The sequence below is a fragment of the Halomicrobium zhouii genome, from assembly GCF_900114435.1.
Taxonomy (GTDB): domain Archaea; phylum Halobacteriota; class Halobacteria; order Halobacteriales; family Haloarculaceae; genus Halomicrobium; species Halomicrobium zhouii.
On record NZ_FOZK01000003.1, the window covers coordinates 97,117 to 114,195 of the forward strand.

The 17,079-nt window shown below is 67.3% G+C and carries 17 protein-coding genes; 8 read left to right on the plus strand and 9 right to left on the minus strand.

The genetic code is table 11. From position 1 onward, the window contains the following. Nucleotides 1–33: 33 nt before the first annotated feature. Nucleotides 34–990, minus strand: coding sequence for a hypothetical protein (locus tag BM337_RS14220; RefSeq protein ID WP_089817312.1), 957 nt, complete (start codon nt 988–990; stop codon nt 34–36). Between the two features lie 323 nt (nt 991–1,313). On the opposite strand from BM337_RS14220, the gene BM337_RS14225 reads away from it, so the two are divergent. The 4 genes from BM337_RS14225 to pfkB all read left to right on the plus strand — a co-directional run bounded on the left by BM337_RS14225 (nt 1,314) and on the right by pfkB (nt 7,274). Then, complete coding sequence (locus tag BM337_RS14225) at nt 1,314–3,215, plus strand: ABC transporter ATP-binding protein (RefSeq protein WP_089817313.1); 1,902 nt, start codon at nt 1,314–1,316, stop codon at nt 3,213–3,215. Further along, complete coding sequence (locus tag BM337_RS14230; RefSeq protein WP_089817314.1) at nt 3,212–5,170, plus strand: ABC transporter ATP-binding protein; 1,959 nt, start codon at nt 3,212–3,214, stop codon at nt 5,168–5,170. The genes BM337_RS14225 and BM337_RS14230 overlap by 4 nt, the downstream gene beginning before the upstream one ends. Nucleotides 5,171–5,267: 97 nt before the next feature. Further along, nucleotides 5,268–6,248, plus strand: coding sequence for an isocitrate/isopropylmalate dehydrogenase family protein (locus tag BM337_RS14235; RefSeq protein WP_089817315.1), 981 nt, complete (start codon nt 5,268–5,270; stop codon nt 6,246–6,248). Between the two features lie 117 nt (nt 6,249–6,365). Beyond that, nucleotides 6,366–7,274: a 1-phosphofructokinase gene (gene pfkB, locus BM337_RS14240; RefSeq protein ID WP_089817316.1), complete on the plus strand. Its 909-nt coding sequence runs from the start codon at nt 6,366–6,368 to the stop codon at nt 7,272–7,274. An 18-nt stretch (nt 7,275–7,292) separates the two neighbouring features. On the opposite strand, the gene BM337_RS14245 is transcribed toward pfkB, so the two are convergent. Next, nucleotides 7,293–8,417 carry a carbohydrate kinase family protein gene (locus BM337_RS14245; protein ID WP_089817317.1) on the minus strand — a complete coding sequence of 375 codons (1,125 nt, stop codon included), beginning with the start codon at nt 8,415–8,417 and terminating at the stop codon, nt 7,293–7,295. A 119-nt stretch (nt 8,418–8,536) separates the two neighbouring features. Between BM337_RS14245 and BM337_RS21220 the strand changes: the two genes are divergently transcribed. Then, entirely contained in the window at nt 8,537–8,686 is a 150-nt protein-coding gene (locus BM337_RS21220) for a DUF7557 family protein (protein WP_177227541.1), read from the plus strand. On the opposite strand, the gene BM337_RS14250 is transcribed toward BM337_RS21220, so the two are convergent. Both BM337_RS14250 and BM337_RS14255 read right to left on the minus strand, forming a co-directional pair. After that, nucleotides 8,683–9,126, minus strand: a complete 444-nt coding sequence (locus BM337_RS14250; RefSeq protein ID WP_089817318.1) for a DUF5799 family protein — start codon at nt 9,124–9,126, stop codon at nt 8,683–8,685. The two genes, BM337_RS21220 and BM337_RS14250, sit on opposite strands and share 4 nt — an antisense overlap. A gap of 94 nt (nt 9,127–9,220) precedes the next feature. Continuing rightward, entirely contained in the window at nt 9,221–9,616 is a 396-nt protein-coding gene (locus tag BM337_RS14255; RefSeq protein ID WP_089818150.1) for an OsmC family protein, read from the minus strand. A gap of 192 nt (nt 9,617–9,808) precedes the next feature. Here BM337_RS14255 and BM337_RS14260 point away from each other — a divergent pair, with 192 nt between their 5' ends. Next, nucleotides 9,809–10,525, plus strand: a complete 717-nt coding sequence (locus BM337_RS14260; RefSeq protein WP_089817319.1) for a TMEM165/GDT1 family protein — start codon at nt 9,809–9,811, stop codon at nt 10,523–10,525. A gap of 58 nt (nt 10,526–10,583) precedes the next feature. Beyond that, a complete protein-coding gene (locus BM337_RS14265) occupies nt 10,584–11,483 on the plus strand; it encodes an NAD(P)-dependent oxidoreductase (RefSeq protein ID WP_089817320.1) in 900 nt (299 codons plus the stop codon). 72 nt (nt 11,484–11,555) lie between these two features. Here the strand turns inward: BM337_RS14265 and BM337_RS14270 are convergent, their stop codons facing one another. Next, nucleotides 11,556–12,272: a metal-dependent hydrolase gene (locus tag BM337_RS14270; RefSeq protein ID WP_089817321.1), complete on the minus strand. Its 717-nt coding sequence runs from the start codon at nt 12,270–12,272 to the stop codon at nt 11,556–11,558. A 65-nt stretch (nt 12,273–12,337) separates the two neighbouring features. Continuing rightward, nucleotides 12,338–12,625 (minus strand): hypothetical protein, encoded by a 288-nt coding sequence (locus tag BM337_RS14275; protein WP_089817322.1) that lies wholly within the window; start codon nt 12,623–12,625, stop codon nt 12,338–12,340. Nucleotides 12,626–12,710: 85 nt separating this feature from the next. Here BM337_RS14275 and BM337_RS14280 point away from each other — a divergent pair, with 85 nt between their 5' ends. Then, nucleotides 12,711–13,832, plus strand: coding sequence for a S1C family serine protease (locus BM337_RS14280; RefSeq protein WP_089817323.1), 1,122 nt, complete (start codon nt 12,711–12,713; stop codon nt 13,830–13,832). A 42-nt stretch (nt 13,833–13,874) separates the two neighbouring features. Here the strand turns inward: BM337_RS14280 and BM337_RS14285 are convergent, their stop codons facing one another. The 3 genes from BM337_RS14285 to BM337_RS14295 all read right to left on the minus strand — a co-directional run bounded on the left by BM337_RS14285 (nt 13,875) and on the right by BM337_RS14295 (nt 16,983). Then, entirely contained in the window at nt 13,875–14,678 is an 804-nt protein-coding gene (locus BM337_RS14285) for a hypothetical protein (protein WP_089817324.1), read from the minus strand. Next, a complete protein-coding gene (priS, locus tag BM337_RS14290; protein ID WP_089817325.1) occupies nt 14,675–15,841 on the minus strand; it encodes a DNA primase small subunit PriS in 1,167 nt (388 codons plus the stop codon). The genes BM337_RS14285 and priS overlap by 4 nt, the downstream gene beginning before the upstream one ends. A 662-nt stretch (nt 15,842–16,503) precedes the next feature. After that, a complete protein-coding gene (locus BM337_RS14295; RefSeq protein ID WP_089817326.1) occupies nt 16,504–16,983 on the minus strand; it encodes a GNAT family N-acetyltransferase in 480 nt (159 codons plus the stop codon). Nucleotides 16,984–17,079 lie beyond the last annotated feature (96 nt).

Genomic DNA, 17,079 nt, shown 5'->3' on the forward strand with positions numbered 1-17,079 from the left:
GGATCTCGTTTTGTGGACCGTCGCAGTTCGCAGCTAGGGAATCGGCTCGAACCCGGACAGGTCCCGGTTCCCGTCGCGATGCTGTTCGAGGTAGTAGGTGACCCCTGGCTGGTGAGCGGCGCCGACGACCAGGTGGACCTCGTCGGCGTCGTCGGCGTGGTACAGCGCGTAGTCGGCCATCCGCTCGTTGCGCGCGTGCGTGACCAGTTCGAGTTCGGGGTCGTGGCGGCGCAACCACTCGCGTTCGACCGGCTGGGGGAGGAATCGTCGCTCGTAGTAGCGCTGCAGGTCGGGGAGGTACGCGGGGTTCGCCGCAGCGAGCCGCCGCTTGCGGAACGACTCGAAGTCCTCGCCGGTGGCCATCGATTCCTTGTTCGTCAGGAGCGAGGACGCGACGTCGCCGAGCGCGCGGCGAACGGCGTTCTGTTCGACCGCCGCGTCTGATTCGATGAGTGAGAACACGCGAGTGCGAAGGCGGTCGGTGAACGACTCCACGTCTTCCGAGAGGCTATCGAAACCCGGCGTGAGCACGTCGGCGACGCGGCTGCTTTCCTCGAGGGCCTCGCGTTCGGCCATGGCCCACCGGTAGTCGTCCATCTCGCACACCGCGTCGAAGTCAGCGAAGTACATCGAACGCACGCCCTGTTCGCAGAACACCGCTGCGTCGTCGGCGACGAGGCGGGCCACGTGGGCACGGAGAAAGCGGCGCTCTGCGTCGGTATCGGCGTGCGTGATGCCGTGGACGTGGAACTCGGTGTCGTCGATGGCGACGGAGTTGCCCGGGAGTCCGCTGTCGCTGCCTCCGCTCGCGGCCAGTTCTTTCGTGCGGAGTTCGTTCCAGATTCGCTTGGCAGCGAAGTAGGCGGCGTGCTCGGAATCGACGCCCGTGAGCGGAACGAGATCGGCCAGCGACCCGGCCCGTCGGAGGGCTCTGAGCCGATACTGCTCGGCGTTCGTGAGCCGCCGTCGTTCGCCCCGCTCGACTGTCATCGGTGCCTGTTGTGTCTGTGGAATTATAAATCGTCTGGCCACAGAACGGGAAAGGCCCGGAAGACGCCGTAAGAGGGGGCATTTTAGTCCGAACTGGATGTAATAGATGTATCAGTGAGGACTAGTTGGAGAGGATGGAATTCGCTGCGTGTCGGGACGCGCGTGCGGGTCTCTGCCACTCCCTCGCAATTACTAAATCCCAGGTGCGACCACAACGAATCGAAAGGTCGATGCCGAGATGAGTACGTATCGTTTCACGTCTGTGCTGGCTGGACAGGGGGACGTAGCCGCCGCGCTGCGACGGCAGCGGAGGGCGCCCTAGCATGTCGGGCGACGGAGGGGTGACGCAGCGGGAACGCGACGTGGGCAACCCGCTTGGCTATCTCGTCGAGCGCTACGCCCGGCCCCACGCCGGTCGCTTCGTCCTCGGGCTCGGCGCGCTCACGCTCGCGCGAATCCCCCAGCGGATCCCCGCGCTCATGATCGGTGTCGCGCTCGACGGGTTACTGTTCGCCAGCGAGCCGTACGCGATTCCGCTGGTTCCCCAGTCGTTCACGTCGACGATGACGACGACCGAACAGCTCTGGTTCACCGTCGTCGTCCTCGGGCTGGCCGTCGTGGCCGAGAGCGGTCTCGACTGGCTCGCCCAGTTGCTGTACGACCGGGCGACGCTGGACACGCTCCACGACGTGCGGACGACCACCTACGAGGCCGTCGTCGGCCTGGAGATGGGCTACTTCGACGACCGCCAGAGCGGCGAGATCATGAGCGTACTCAACAACGACGTCGCCAACATGGAGGACCTGGCGACGGGAACCTACAACGGCGTCACGTACGTCACGGAGCTGGTCGTCGCCCTCGCGTTCATGGCGCTGCTCAACTGGCAACTCGCCATCGTCGTCGCCCTGACACCCCTCGCCCTGGGGATCACGAGCCGCCTCTACGCGAACCTCCTCGAACCTCGCTACGACATCGTCCGCGAGAGCGTCGGCTCGGTCAACGCCCGGCTGGAGGACGCTATCGACGGGATCAGCACGGTCAAGGCGTTCACCAGAGAGGACGAAGAGCGAGCGCGCGTCGAGGACGCCTCGGCCGCGTACAAGGAATCGAAGTGGTCGGCGATCCGGCTCCGCATCGGTTACGACTTCACGACGTGGCTGCTCGGGCGAGCGGGCGAACGGGGGCTCTTCCTGCTCGGTGGCTACTGGGTGCTGTTCGGCCCGCCTGCCTTCTTCACGACGACGCTCACGGCCGGGACGCTCGTCACCTTCCTGATGTACGCCCGGTCGTTCCTCCACCCCGTCCGGAACCTCGCGGTGCGAGTCATCGACAACTACGAGAACGCGCTGGCGTCGGGCAAGCGCGTCGTCGCGGTGCTCGCCAGCCCAGCGGTCGCCGAGGAGGACGACGACGCGCCGGCCATCGAGGTGACCGAGGGCCGCGTCGAGTACGACGACGTCTCCTTCGCCTACGACGGGGCCGACGAACCGGCTATCCGGGACGTCCACTGCACTGTCGAGCCCGGCGAACTCGTCGGTATCGTCGGCTCGACCGGCGCGGGCAAGTCCACGCTGATCAAGCTCCTGTTTCGGTTCTACGACCCCGACGAAGGAACGATTCGAGTCGACGGGCAGGACGTCGCCGACGTCGACCTCCGGAGCCTCCGCGACCACGTCGGCTACGTCAGCCAGGACCCGTTCCTCTTCTACGGCACGGTCCGGGAGAACGTCGCCTACGCGCGACCGGCCGCCGACCACGAGGAGGTCGTCGCGGCGGCGAAACTTGCGGGCGCCCACGAGTTCGTCTCGGACCTGCCCGCGGGCTACGACACGACCGTCGGGGAGCGCGGCGTCAAGCTCTCGGGCGGCCAGCGCCAGCGCATCGCCGTCGCCCGCGCCATCCTCCGGGATCCCGAGATTCTGGTGCTCGACGAGGCGACGAGCCACGTCGACAACGAGACCGAACTGCAGATCCAGCAGAGCCTCGGCGCCCTCGCCGGTGACCGGACGACGTTCGTCATCGCCCACCGCCTCTCGACGGTCAGAGACGCCGACCGGATTCTCGTAATGGACGAGGGTGAACTCGTCGAGGACGGCGGCCACGACGAACTGTTAGACGCCGACGGGCTGTACGCCGACCTCTGGCGAGTGCAGGTCGGCGACGTGGGGTCGGTCTCCGACGAGTTCGTCGACCGTGCCGTCGACCGCGAGGAGGTGGCGCGATGAGTGACGACGGCGAGTCGGGCGAGCGGCCAGACGACATCGCCGACGCCGCGGAGACCGGCTGGCCGCTGGTGAACCTGATCTGGTCTCAGGGACGGACGCAACTACCGTACCTGGGTGTGAGCGTCTCGTCGCTGGCCGTTTCGACCGCGCTGGACATGGCCGACATCTTCGTCCTCGGCATCGCTATCGACGCGATGTTCAACGGGCAGGTGTACGCGCTCCCCCTGGTTCCCGACGCCTTGATTCCCCCGGAAAGTGACCGGATCGGACAGCTCTGGTTCACTTTCTACCTGCTGCTCGGGATGAAGGTGGCCGACATCCTCGCGGCGAACCTGAGCCAGGTCACCCGGAACATCTTCGCCCAGCGGTTCCTCCACGGGCTCCGGATCGACGCGTTCGACACCGCGACGGGGCTCGAACTGGGCTTCTTCGAGGACAGCCGCACGGGCGACGTGATGAGCGTGCTCAACAACGACGTCAACACGCTCGAACGGTTCCTCACCCGCGGCATCACCGGCACGACGCGGGTGGTCGTGGTGCTCGTCACGTCGATGGGCCTGATGGTCCTGCTGAACTGGCAGCTGGCGCTGTTCGTGCTCGCGGCGGCCCCGCTCATCGCCGGCGTCAACTGGTGGTTCTCACGGGTACTCGAACGCCTCCAGGACGTCGTCCGGTCGGAAGTGGGCGACCTGAACGCGCGCCTGGAGACGACGCTCAGCGGCATCGACGTGATCAAGGCCTTCGCGGCCGAGCCGTTCGAGAGCGAGCGCGTCGCCGAAAGCTCCCGTGAACACAGGGACGCGCGGTGGGGCGTCAAACGCATCTCGGCCCGGCACCGCCCGTCGATGCGACTCATCTCCGGCGCGTCGCTCCTCGTCACGTTCGTCGTCGGTTCGGTCTGGGTTATCGACGGCGCGCCGCTCTGGTTCACCGGGACGCTCACGGCCGGCGAGCTGATCCCGTTCCTGTTCTACATGCAGCAGCTGACGGGCCCAATGCGTTGGGTGGCCGGCGTCATCGAGACGTTCAAGAGCGCCAAGGCGGCCGCCAAGCGCATCGTCGGCCTCCGGGACGTCGACCGACGGATCGACGACGCTGGCAAAGCGGAACTCGGGGTCGTCGACGGCGCCGTCGAGTACGACGACGTCGTGTTCAGCTATCCCGGAAGCAGTGGGGGAGGTGATGCCGACGATGAACCCGAGCGCGTCCTCGACGAAATCTCGTTCGACGTCGACGCCGGCCGGACGGTCGGCATCGTGGGCTCGACCGGCGCAGGAAAGTCCACCCTGATCAAACTCCTGCTCAGGTTCTACGACGTTGACTCGGGGGCGGTCCGCGTCGACGGCACGGACGTCCGCGAGGTGACCCCCGAGCGCCTCCGGCGGTCCATCGGCTACGTCAACCAGGACCCGTTCCTGTTCAACGGGACCGTGGCTGAGAACGTCGCCTACGGGCTGCACGTGGACGGGCTGTCTGACGAGGAGACCCGGGCGGCCGTCGAACGCGCCGCGAAGGAAGCTGGCGCTCACGAGTTCGTCGAGCGACTCCCCGAAGGGTACGACACCGAGGTCGGCGAGCGGGGGACGAAGCTCTCCGGCGGCCAGCGACAGCGCATCGCTATCGCCCGCGCTGTCGTCGGCGATCCCTCCATCCTCGTCTTCGACGAGGCGACGAGTCACGTCGACAACGAGACGGAGGTGCTCATCCAGGAGAACCTGGACGACCTGACGGCCGACCGGACGACGTTCGTCATCGCACACCGCCTCTCGACTGTCCGCGAGGCCGACCGCATCCTCGTCCTCGACGACGGCGAACTGGTCGAAGACGGGACCCACGACGAACTACTGGCGGCCGACGGCACGTACGCCAACCTCTGGCGGGTGCAGGTCGGCAACGTCGAGGCGCTTCCCGACGACTTCGTCGAGCAGGCCCGCGTCGGCGGTGACGACGACTGACGCCGCTGGCGTCGGGGCCGGCCGAACGCGCAGGCCCGACGAACGTCGCGGCTCCCACATCGATACCCTCTTTTCACGTCCCGGTCGACTCTGGAACATGACTCACGAGATCGCCGTGATCCCCGGCGACGGCATCGGACAGGAAGTGACGCCCGCCGCCGTCGAGGTACTGGAGGCACTGGACGTCGACTTCGACTTCGTGGAGGGCGACGCCGGCGACGCGGTAAAGGCCGAGACCGGCGAGGCGCTCCCCCAGGCAACCCGCAAGATGGCTGCCGATGCCGACGCGACGCTGTTCGGCGCGGCCGGCGAGACCGCCGCCGACGTCATCCTCCCGCTCCGGGAGGTCGTCGGCTCGTTCGCCAACGTCCGGCCGGCCGTCTCCTACCCCGGCCTCGACGCCGTCCAGCCGGACACCGACATCGTCTTCGTCCGCGAGAACACCGAGGGCGTCTACTCCGGTATCGAGGACGAGATCACCGAGGGCGTGCGGACGCTCACCCGCGTCGTCACCGAGGAGGCCTCCCGCGACATCGCCGAGTTCGGCTTCGACTACGCCAAGCAGAACGGCTTCGACGACGTCACCATCGCGCACAAGGCCAACGTCATGCGCGAGACGGACGGTCTCTTCCTGGAGACGGCCGAAGCAGTCGCCGAAGAGCGAGGCGCGGACTACGACACCGCGCTGATGGACGCGCTCGCGATGCACCTCGTCATGCATCCCGAGGACTACGGCGTCGTCATCTGCCCGAACCTCGCCGGTGACATGCTCTCGGACCTGGCTGCCGGCCTCGTCGGCGGCCTGGGCCTGCTCCCCAGCGCCAACGTCGGCGAGGAGAACGCGCTGTTCGAACCGGTCCACGGTAGCGCGCCGGACATCGCCGGCCAGGGCGTCGCCAACCCGTCCGCGATGATCCTCTCGGCCGCGATGTTGCTCGACCACCTGGGCTACGACGACGAGGGCGACCGCGTCCGAGCGGCCGTGGAAGGGGTTCTCGACGAGGGCCCGCGAACGCCGGACCTCGGCGGCGACGCGAGCACGGACGAGGTGACCTCGGCGGTTCTCGACCGGCTCTGACGCCGGGACAACCCGATCTCTCGGCCCGACTGCTGGACCGAACCGACGGCAAACCGTATACCGGGGCCGGACGAAGCAACGCGCGATGGCCATCCCGCGTTCCACGGAGGGACCACCGTGATTCTGACCGTCACCTACAACCCCGCCGTCGACCAGACGCTCCACTTCGACGGTGAACTGGCGCCGGGAACCGTCAGCCGCGCCGCGGACGCCCGGTACGACCCCGGCGGCAAGGGAATCAACGTCTCGCAGTACCTCGACGCGCTGAACACAGAGACGGTAGCGACTGGACTCCTCGGTGGGTTCACCGGGCGGTTCGTCGCCGATGCCCTGGCCCGCGACGGGATCGAGGCCGACTTCGTCGACGTCGAGGAGCGGACGCGTCTCAATACGACGGCCCTCGCCGCCGACGGGGAGTACAAGCTCAACCAGGACGGGCCACGGGTTCCGGCGTCGGCCGTCGACGACCTGCTGGCGATCCTCGACGAACACGACCCGGAACGGGTTCACGTCGCCGGGAGCCTGCCGCCCGGACTCGGTGTCGACGCTATCGACGCCGTCGCGACAGCGGGCGCGTGGGAGACGTCCGTCGACGTCTACGGCGACCTGCTCGCCGCCGTGGACGGCGAACACGAACTGTGCACGCCGAACCGGTCGGAACTCGGGGAGGCGACTGGAAGGGACGTTTCGACCCTCGACGGCTGTGTGACCGCTGCGGAGCGGCTCCGAGACCGCGGGTTCGAACGCGTGCTGGCCTCGCTGGGGGCCGAGGGCGCGTTCTATTCCGGCCCCGACGGCGTACTCGTCGCGGACGCCCTCGACGCCGACGTGGTCGACACTGTCGGGGCGGGCGACTCGCTCGCCGCCGGCTACCTGGCCGCTATCGACGCGGGAGAATCGACGGAGAGCGCCCTCCGGAACGGGATCGCCGTCGCGTCGGCAGTGGTCGAACGGTCGGGCACGAGCGTGCCGACCTTCGAGAGAGTCGCCACGCGCAGGAAGGCACTCGAACTCCGGCGGTACTAGACCGCTTCGCGTGGTGGGTTAGAACTTCTCCCCGTACCCATCGAGGAACGACCGGACGTCCGTCAGCGACGGTGGCTCGCCAGTCCGGACGAAGTGGCCGGCCACGGCATTTCCGACGGCCGCGGCCGCGCCGGGGTCCATCCCCTCGACGAGGGCGAGCGCGAGACCGGCGTTGAAGTGGTCGCCCGAACTCGTCGTCAGTTCCGGGTCGTCGACGACGGGCACGGACACCTGGTGCGTTCCGTCCTCGCTCACGACGACCGACACTTCCAGTCCGTGGCAGACGACCATCGCGACGTCGAGGGCGTCGAAGACGGCTTCGGCGTCGCCCGCGGGGCCCGGGTCAGATTCCTCTCGCTCACCGTAGGTGTCGGCGAGGACCTCGGTCTCGGCTCGATTCGCGGTGAGGACGACCCGGGCGACGTCGTGCAGCTCGCCGAGCGCGTCGCGGCCGGCCCGGAGTCGCCCGGGGTCGAGTTTCCTGACGTCGCCCGGGTCGACGACGACCGTCTCGGGTGGGTCCCCCAGTTCCGGCCAGAGTTCCCTGAGGCCAGCGACCAGGTCGGGGAGGTTCGGCGTCTCCGCCCAGTAACCGGCGCCGAAGAGTCGCGCGCCGTCGAGCCGGTTCGCCAGCGTCTCGCGACCGACGCGGTCACGGAGGCGGCCCCAGTCGAGTTCCATCGAGTCGCCGTTCTCGATGAGCAGCAGCTTCCCGTCGTCGAACTCGACGGCGTCGGTGTATCCAGGTTCGCCGAGCGTGTGGAGCTCGTAGTCGGCGAACTCCCGCTCGAACGGTTCCAGGATGGGGTCGCCGTACATTCCGACGAGGACGGGGTCGAAGCCCCACTTCCCGAAGGCGCGGCCGAGGTGGCAGGTGTGGCCGCCCGTCCGCGTTCCGCGCTGGATCCACTCGAAGGAGAGCGAGCTGTCCGCGGCGACGGAGGCCGCGACGCGGTCACTGAACCCCGCAAGTTCGTCGAGTCGGTCGTGCGTGTCGGGGTCCCGACGGTCGGCGACGATCTCGCGGACCTGGTCGACGAAGCCGTCGAAGCCGAACACGACGCGACCGCCCGGGAGCGTGGCGGGGAACTGCTCGACCGCGTCGGCGACCGCACCGGCGGTATCCTCGTCGAACGTCGTCATATCCTGTGCATCTCGTGGACTCCATTAGAGCGCTTCGCTGCCGGACGGACCGAGGGGAGCAGGCGCCGTGGGCACGTCGGCCACGCGATTAAGTGAGTCCGGCCCGTCGTTCCACACGTATGCCAACCGTCGAACTCGACGAGGAGACGGTCGAGCGGCTCGAACAGCTCCGTGTCGAAGACGAGTCCTACGACGAGATAGTCACTGAACTGATCAACATCTACGAGGCCGAGGAGCTGACGATGTTCCACGCCGGGGACGAGTACTAGCCCTGCGCGCGCTTGCAGACGCTCTCCCAGCGACCGCTGGATTCCAGTCGTTCCTGGAGGCGGTCGCAGTAGTCGGTCGCCAGGTCGGTGGCCTCGTCGAGGCGCTCCTGGTCGCTTCCGCCACTACCACCGCCGAGCCCGAGCGCGCCTTTCACCGAATCCATCAGTCCGCCGCTGGAGTCCGATGACTGTGACCCGCCGCCCATGGCGCCTGGCTGTTCGAGGTTGTCCAGTTCGGGGATGATCGTCGGCACGCTGGACGTGTCGGGGACGAGCGTGGCCTGGTCCGGCGTCTCAGGGTCCTCTATTTCGAAATCGAGCGCCGTCATCACGAGCCCCCACTGCTGGCGGTTGAACGACGAGGCCTCGACTCTGTCGGCGAACTCCTGGTCGAGTTGCATCCGCTCGCCGGCGATCATGCCGGTCCAGTCGTCTGACATGGGCAGACCTTGGCCTGGCGGCCCTATCAGCGTTTCCCGAAGATCCAACGCTCAGTTGACGTGAACCGCGAAAAAGACAGTGCGTCGAACCGACCTAGACGCCGCTCTCGATCGAGATGTCGGCGTGGAGTTCCTCGCGTAGCGCGTCGTGGACGTGGCAGATCTCCTCGCCCAGTTCGACGACCTCCTGCTCGTCGTCGCCCAGGTCCTCCTCGACGCGGAGGTCGAAGCGGATGGCGGAGACGTCGTCGTCCTCGTCGAGGTCGGCCTCGACGTCGATCTCGATCTCGCCGATGTCGTCGTAGCCGGTCTGGTCCGCGGCGACGCGGAGCGCCGGGAGGTAACAGGAGGCGTAGTCGGCGACGAGTACTTGCTGTGCCGACGGTCCGTCCTCCCCGAGGGCGTCGACGGTGAGTTCCCACTCGTCGTCGATGACGTTGTTGGCGGTGTAGCCCTCCTCGCACGTGCTGGTGACTTCGATGTCTGTCATTGCGTCCGGGTGGACGACCCCCTCCCCCCTAAACGTTGTCAGATCCGACGCGAGGTGGACGACCATACGTCTGCCGGACCGCCCAATTTCGGGGAACAGGATTATTTGTTTAGAACCCTCTAATCCGATCCATAGTCGTATGATGGTTCCCACCAGAGTGTCCGTCGGAAACCAGCGGCGGGGTAGGTCGGCGTGACTGGCTGGCTGGAAGTCGCGACTATCGCATTCGTCACCCAGTTGCTGGTGTTACCCGGCGAGAAGGTCCAGTTCATCGTCGCGGCCTTGTCGACCCGGTACCATCCCCTCCTCGTGGTCAGCGCCGCCGCCAGCGCCTTCGCCGGCTGGACTGCCCTGGAAGTCGTGTTCGGGAGCCACCTTCAGTCGGCGCTGTCGCCGTTCGTCCTCGACCTGTTTACCGGTCTCCTGTTCTGCCTGTTCGCCGTCCTCCTGTACCGCTCCGCGCCGGGGCCGGACGAGGCGTCGTTCCAGACCGACGGCGGCGCGGTCGTCGGGAGCGACGGCGAACTCGACGTCCAGGTCCCCCTCCTGAACTGGGACGTCCCGAACGTTCTCGGCGGATTCGTCCCCATCTTCGCGTTGATGGCCTTCGGCGAGTTCGGGGACAAGACCCAGCTCGTGACCATCGGTCTCGCCGCCCAGTACTCTCAGGCATCGGCCATCTGGGCCGGCGAGATGGCGGCCATCGTCCCCGTCACGCTCGTCAACGCGTACTTCTTCCACCGCTTCGCCGCTCGCTTCGACCTCCGGAAGGCCCACTACGCCGGTGCTGCCCTGTTCTCGTTCTTCGGCTTCGACACGCTCCAGGCGACCCTGACCGGCGTCTCCCTCTGGGAACGACTCGTCGAGGCAGTCGCCGCTCTGGTCCTCTCGCTCGTACCGTTCGTCTGAGGGCCGGCAGGCCGCCGCCGGGCGGACATTCAAGTCCCGGCCGTGCAAATTCCAGCGTATGACAGCAGTCGGATTCGTCGGACTCGGAGCGATGGGCGCGCCGATGGCGTGGAACCTGGTCGACAGCGGGTTCGACCTGACGGTGTACAACCGCACCACCGAGCGCGAGCGACCGTTCGCCGAAGCGGGCGTCAGCGTCGCCGACTCACCGAAGCACCTCACGGAGCGAGTCGACGTCGTCTGCCTGATAGTCTCGGACGGCGACGCGGTCGCGGAGGTACTCGACCGCGACCTGGGCATCCTCGCCGGCGTCGACGAGGAGACGACCGTCGTCCAGATGAGCACCATCGGCCACGACGAGACGGCGGCCGCAGCGGACGCTGTCACCGACCGCGGCGGCCGGTTCGTCGACTGCCCGGTCTCCGGTACCGTCGGACCGGCGGAGGAGGGCACGCTCGTGGGCCTGGCCAGTGGCGACGAGGACGAGGTGGAATCCGTCCGACCGGTCCTCGAGACGACGTGCGACCCGGTCGTCTACTGCGGCGACGTCGGCCAGGGGACGAACATGAAGCTCTTTATCAACCTCCTGCTGGGCGACGCGATGAGCGCCTTCGCCGAGGCGCTGACCTTCGGCGCGAACCGGGACCTCTCCGTCGAGGACATGCTCACCGTCGTCGAGAACGGGGCGCTCGACTCGCCGCTGTTCTCGGCGAAGGGCGAGCAGATCGCAGACGGCGACTTCGCACCCAGGTTCCCCGCCGACTACCAGTTCAAGGACCTGAACCTGGCGCTCGACGCCGCCGGCGAGGACGGCGTTCCGATGGGCGTTACCGCTGCTGCGCGGGAACTGTTCAGCGCGGCGCGCGGGCGTGGGCACGGTGACGAGGACATGGCCGCCGTCGTCAGGCACCTGGAAGAAACGACCGGGGTCGAGGTTCGTTCCGACGACGAGGAGTGAACCCCGCCACTGCATGCCGCGAAACGCGTCGTCGATTTCGTCCCTGCTAGCGACGCGAGAACGGGTGAGTCGCTACAGTTCGAAGGACTCGTCGGGGTCGAGTACGTGCACCTCGGCGTCGCTTCCGGTCGCTTTCACCTCGCGGACGAAGTCCTGCGGCTCGACTTCGACCGGCGGGAAGGTGTCGTAGTGCATCGGGAACGCGTGGTCGACGTCGAGCCAGTCGACGGCGACGGCGGCCTGCCAGGGACCCATCGTGAAGTGGTCGCCGATGGGGAGCGCGGCCGCGTCGGGTTCGAGGAACGGGCCGATGACCTCGCGCATCTCCGTCATGAGGCCGGTGTCGCCGGCGTGATAGAACGACGTCGACTCCTCGTCGCTCATCTGCGTCGGTTTCGTGTCGCTGATGACGAACCCGGCAGGCATGCCGCCCGAGCCCGCTTCGTAGGTGGTTCCGAGGCCGTTGGTGTGGTCTGCCCGGTGCATCGTCACGAAGGCGTCGCCGAGTTCGATCGTTCCGCCGAGGTTGAAGCCGATCGTCTCCTCGGCTCCGTGTTCGTCCTCGACGTACGCCGCGAGTTCGGGCGTGGCAACGATGGCTGCGTCCGTGAACGCCCCGACGTTCGCGATGTGGTCGGCGTGCCCGTGCGTGAGGAGGACGTAGTCGGGCGTCTCGACGTCGTCGGCGCTCGTCTCCGTGACGTCGTGGTCGAAGAACGGGTCGATCAGGAGCGACGTTCCGTCGACCTGTACGTGCCACGTCGAATGTCCGTGCCAGGTGAGTTCCATGAGTCGCCAGTGGCTACTCGGGGCTGGCACTTAATCGTTTGAGGCCGAGCGGAGTGTTTCGCGGGTTAGAACGGGCCGGAGTTCCCGCCGTCGGTCAGCGTCGGCTTCCCCTGTGCCCGGCGCACCCACTCGGCGATGTGGTGATTGAGCGCCCAGAACAGCACGACGACCATCGACACCGTCATCGCGATCAACACGACGCCGAGGTGGAGCGCGCTCGAGGCCGGCAGTCCGATCAGTCCGACGATGCTCCCGACGATGATCATCTCGAGCGCACACCGAATGCCGGGAACGACGAAATCCGGGGCGGGGACTTCCCGCCGTTCTCCCTGCAGTTCGTCTCGATTCGCCATGACCCCCACTTTGTGAAGGACCACCGTGTACTTTACCCCTTACCCGGGACGGTGGTTTATTCCGCTCGCGCGGAAAACGGTGGCTGTGAAACCTTCCCAGTCGCGCCGCGCGTTTCTCGGGTCGCTCGCCGCCGGGGCCACGGCTGGCATCGCCGGATGCAACTCCATCGGGTCGACCGGGGGCGCCGGGACTGCTGGTCAGTCCAGCGAGACGACCACGACGACCACCGACCAGTCAGCGGACGACGCTAACACTGCCTCGCGTGGCCGATACGCCGGCGTGTACGAGGCAGTCTCGCCGTCCATCGCCAGCGTCGCCGTCTACACCGACGGCGGGCAGTCGGCCCAGGGGAGCGCCTTCGCCTACGACGAGACGCATCTCGTGACGAACGAGCACGTCGTCACCGACAGCGACGACGTCTACCTGCGATTCGAAGACACGGGCTGGCGCTCGGCGTCGGTCGTCGCCACGGACGTCTACAGCGACCTCGCGGTTCTGGAGGCCTCGAACCGTCCGGATGACGCGACGCCCCTCTCGCTCGTCGACGCGGACCCCTCGGTGGGAACCGAGGTCGTCGCCATCGGGAACCCCTTCGGTTACTCGGGGTCCGTCTCGGCTGGCATCGTCAGCGGCGTCGACAGGACGCTTCCCGCCGCGAACGGCTTCTCCATCGCCGACGCCATCCAGACCGACGCCGCCGTCAACCCGGGCAACAGCGGCGGTCCGCTCGTCACGCTGGACGGCGACGTAGTCGGCGTCGTCAACTCCGGCGGCGGGGACAACATAGGATTCGCCATCTCCGCCGCACTGGCCCACCGGGTCGTCCCGGCACTGACCGAGGACCGTGGCTACGAGCACTCCTACCTCGGCGTCACGTTGACGCCAGTGACGCCGACCATCGTCGAGGCCAACGAGCTATCGCACTCGGAGGGCGTCTACATCGACCAGGTGCTCGACGGCACGCCCGCCGACGGCGTACTCCGGGGCAGTACGGGAACCGAGCGCGTCAACGGCGTCGAGACACCCGTCGGGGGCGACGTCGTCGTCGGCCTCGACGGGACCGGAATCCCGACCCGGCAGGCGCTGTCGACCTATCTCGCACTGGAAACCAGTCCCGGTGACTCGCTCGACGTGGCCGTCCTCCGCGAGGGGGAACGCCGGACCGTCACGCTCGAACTTGGTTCGAGACCGGATCCTGGCCGGTAGTTCTCGCGAGAAGTAGAATTCGAAACTTCTGGAAGCGAGCCGCTATTCGAGCGGTTCGGCGGCGTCGCGTTCGACGAGCGGGTCGGCGTTGGCGGCGGGGAGCGTCACGACGTCGTCCGTCGAGAGGTCGTACTCGCGCTCGTCGACGCCGAAGATGGCGCCGACGTCGTCCGTGATGCGGACGGTGCGCCGGTCGACGTCTGTCTCCGTGTCGCCTTCCGCTTCGTTCCCGCCGGCGGCAGCGTCGGTAGAGTCGTCGGCCCCCTCCGCAGGCACGCCGTCGTTACCCGACGGGGGTGCGTCCGGCGGTACGTCCGCGGGCACGTCGTCGCTGTCCGGACTCCCCATGACGTCTGCAGCGCCGACCCCGGTCGAGTCCTCGTCCGCCGTCGCCGGCTCGCCCTGTCGGCCGCCCGACTGGGGCGCATCGGTCGGGGTGTTGACCGCGCCGGGCGAGGCTTCGCCCGCGAGGACGTCGAGGACGTGGTCCCGGTTCTCCTCGATGGCATGCAGGAGCGTGTCGAAGAGGTCGCGTTCCTCGCGCGTGAGACCCTCCTCTTCGGTCGGCATGTCGGCGGCGGCGAGCGACGCCATCTTCACGACCTTGCCGACGCGGCGCTCGTACAGCGCCTCGACGGTCTGTTCGGCGGTCTTGATGTCGTCGCTCAGCCGGTTCACCTCCGGGGAGTCGAACGGGTCCGCGGCGCGCTCGGCGGCCTGGTCGCGCTCCTCGCGCAACTGCTGGATGTACTCGCCGGCGTCCTCGTAGAACGACTCACGGAGTTGCTGGAGGCTGTCGGTCTGTCGCTCCCTGGACTGTACCGATTGCAGTTCGTCTAAGTTCATTCTGGACCCTTCTCGGCCTGCCCACGGGCCATCAGGAAGATGCCCACGTGTTCTGGTACGGATCGTGCACCTGCCTGGAATGTAAAGGTATCCCCACCGAGTTCGACCTCGACGTCTTCGTCGATCTCGACCGCGATCTCGTGGCCCGTGAACGTCTCCGGGACGGCGTCGACGAGCGGGTCGAACTCCTCGATCGAGTCGCGGTCGATCCGCTGGACGGCGAGGCCGCTCCCGCCGTGGAGGCTCCCCGGGAGCCTGATGAGGCGGTTCGTGTCGGTGGTGACCGGTTCGTCGATGGGAGCGATGTCCTCCTCGACGACCTGGTCCAGCAGCGTCTCGACGAGCGTCCGGATGCCGACGCCGCCGGCTTCGAGGTTGCCGCTCTCGATGGCCTCGCGGTTGGCCTGGATGGCGCCGTAGACTGTCTTCGCGCGCCCCTCGCCGATGCCGTCGAGTTCCTGCAACTCCTCGAGGGCCGCCTCCTCGTCCATCGCCTCGAGTTCGCCGACGAACGCGAGGAGGCTGTCGTGGACGCGCTGGCCCCAGCCACCCTCGGTCTGGAGCACGCGCGACGCCGCCGTGTTCCCGGGTCTGATCTCCTTCGTCTGGATGCCGTCCGGTTCGAGACCGACGGCGCGGACGTAGTCGACGATTTCCCGCCGGGAGTCCCGGGAGAGCTGCTGGATGCCCTCGTCGCGGACGTGGACGTGATAGCCGCGCCCGCCGGAGAAGACGACGGTGAGGTCGTCGAACCCGAAGTCGTTCTCCAGGAAGTCCAGCAGGCAGAGTAGCGCATCCTTGCACTTTTCGAGCATCTCCGCGTAGCTGTCCTCGCCGAGTTCGACCGCCGGCAGGTGGTCGGCGTCGAGGTCGAACACCAGGTCGGATGACAGCCAGGTCTTCTCGTCCATCGATGGCGCGCTTGGGTCCTGATATCGGCCCGCGGAGAAGTAGACGTGCCTGGGTCGCTTCCGTTCGAGGAAATCGCCGATCTCGCCCAGGTCGAGCAGTGAACGGTGGCGGACCATCGTCTCACCGGGACCGTCGGTCCACGGGATGAAACCCCACTCCCGGGCGTCGGCGTCCGGCGGAAGGGTGATGTCTGCCCGCCGGTAGTGGTCGCCGAAGCGCCCCCGGAGGTACAGACGAGTCCGCTCTTCCATGGGATAGATGATTGGGGGAGGTGGTCATAGGAGTTGTGGATAGGGTGGCGCGAACGAAGTGAGCGCCACCTAAAAGCGAGCGGGGAGCGGAGCGATCCGTGAGCAGGAAGGTATGAGCGAAGCGGACACCTTCTAAATGCGAGCGGGGAGCGAAGCGACCCGCGAGCAACGGTTAGCGCGAACGAAGTGACCACCTCGAGAAAGCGAGCGGGATTCGAGCAACCCCGAGCGTCCAAAACGAATGGAAAACTGGGAGCATCGAACTGGTAAGGAAGCTGGACCCGCCGCGCTCGATTCGGTCCGCTCGGTCCGAAAGAGTGGGATTTCCCCGAAACAGGGATGTGTGACCCCCTGAACCGTTCGACCGGTGTGTGACTGCCTCGCTGCCAGGTAGACGGGCTCGTTTCGGTCGCTGCTCGGCCACCGGCGGCCGGCGTGGGTCGACACGATGGCCTGGGTAGCTGCTGGGGCACCCACGGGCTCGTGGCTGGACTTGACGACGTTTCTGAATGTCGACCCGGTAAAACGATCGGGGTGTAGCTGGTTAGTAGATGTGCCTAAATGGATAGGTACTGTCCGCCCAACAATTACAGTCGAACCTCCTGGGCACCGGAGTCGGCCCTGACAGACCGAGCAGTTGGGAGTGGGGATGGAATCGCCGGTCAGCTGCCGAGCAGCTTCGACAGTTTCGCGCGGATGGAGTCGTCGCCGAGCGAGAGGTAGAACGCGTCGCCGCCGTCCTCGTAGTAGTTGTCGATGCGACGACGGACGTCGAACCCGAGGTGTTCGTAGAACCCGATGGCGTCGTCGTTCGTCGTCCGGGCGTGGCAGGTGACGCTCCCGAAGTCCTCGGAGACCCGGGCGATGAGTCGCTTCCCGAAACCGTGGCCGCGGTATTCCGGGTCGACGGCCAGGAAGAGCACGTAGCCGTCGGAGCGAACCGCGGCGAATCCGACGAGCGTGTTGGTCGTGCGGTCGACGTAGACGTAGACGCGCGAGCGCCGGTAGGCGTCACGGAAGAAGCCGCGGCGCTGACGGAGGACGCCGTCTTCCTGGCGGATCTGCTCTTTGAGCTGCCAGGCGGCGTCCACGAACCCGTCGTCGCCGCGGTCGACGACCCTCGATTCGACGTTGACGCTCACTACACCCATCTTACCGGCTAGAGATTATAATTCCACCGGCGTCCGGCCGCTCCGTGAGTGGCCGGGCTCGGCAGACTCACTCCGTTCGTCTGCCGG

Excerpts from the sequence above, each read along its gene's own strand:
- BM337_RS14220 (WP_089817312.1), bottom strand. The coding sequence starts at position 990 with ATGACAGTCGAGCGGGGCGAACGACGGCGGCTCACGAACGCCGAGCAG.
- BM337_RS14225 (WP_089817313.1), top strand. The coding sequence starts at position 1,314 with ATGTCGGGCGACGGAGGGGTGACGCAGCGGGAACGCGACGTGGGCAAC.
- BM337_RS14230 (WP_089817314.1), top strand. The coding sequence starts at position 3,212 with ATGAGTGACGACGGCGAGTCGGGCGAGCGGCCAGACGACATCGCCGAC.
- BM337_RS14235 (WP_089817315.1), top strand. The coding sequence starts at position 5,268 with ATGACTCACGAGATCGCCGTGATCCCCGGCGACGGCATCGGACAGGAA.
- BM337_RS14245 (WP_089817317.1), bottom strand. The coding sequence starts at position 8,417 with ATGACGACGTTCGACGAGGATACCGCCGGTGCGGTCGCCGACGCGGTC.
- BM337_RS21220 (WP_177227541.1), top strand. The coding sequence starts at position 8,537 with ATGCCAACCGTCGAACTCGACGAGGAGACGGTCGAGCGGCTCGAACAG.
- BM337_RS14250 (WP_089817318.1), bottom strand. The coding sequence starts at position 9,126 with ATGTCAGACGACTGGACCGGCATGATCGCCGGCGAGCGGATGCAACTC.
- BM337_RS14255 (WP_089818150.1), bottom strand. The coding sequence starts at position 9,616 with ATGACAGACATCGAAGTCACCAGCACGTGCGAGGAGGGCTACACCGCC.
- BM337_RS14265 (WP_089817320.1), top strand. The coding sequence starts at position 10,584 with ATGACAGCAGTCGGATTCGTCGGACTCGGAGCGATGGGCGCGCCGATG.
- BM337_RS14270 (WP_089817321.1), bottom strand. The coding sequence starts at position 12,272 with ATGGAACTCACCTGGCACGGACATTCGACGTGGCACGTACAGGTCGAC.
- BM337_RS14275 (WP_089817322.1), bottom strand. The coding sequence starts at position 12,625 with ATGGCGAATCGAGACGAACTGCAGGGAGAACGGCGGGAAGTCCCCGCC.
- BM337_RS14285 (WP_089817324.1), bottom strand. The coding sequence starts at position 14,678 with ATGAACTTAGACGAACTGCAATCGGTACAGTCCAGGGAGCGACAGACC.
- priS (WP_089817325.1), bottom strand. The coding sequence starts at position 15,841 with ATGGAAGAGCGGACTCGTCTGTACCTCCGGGGGCGCTTCGGCGACCAC.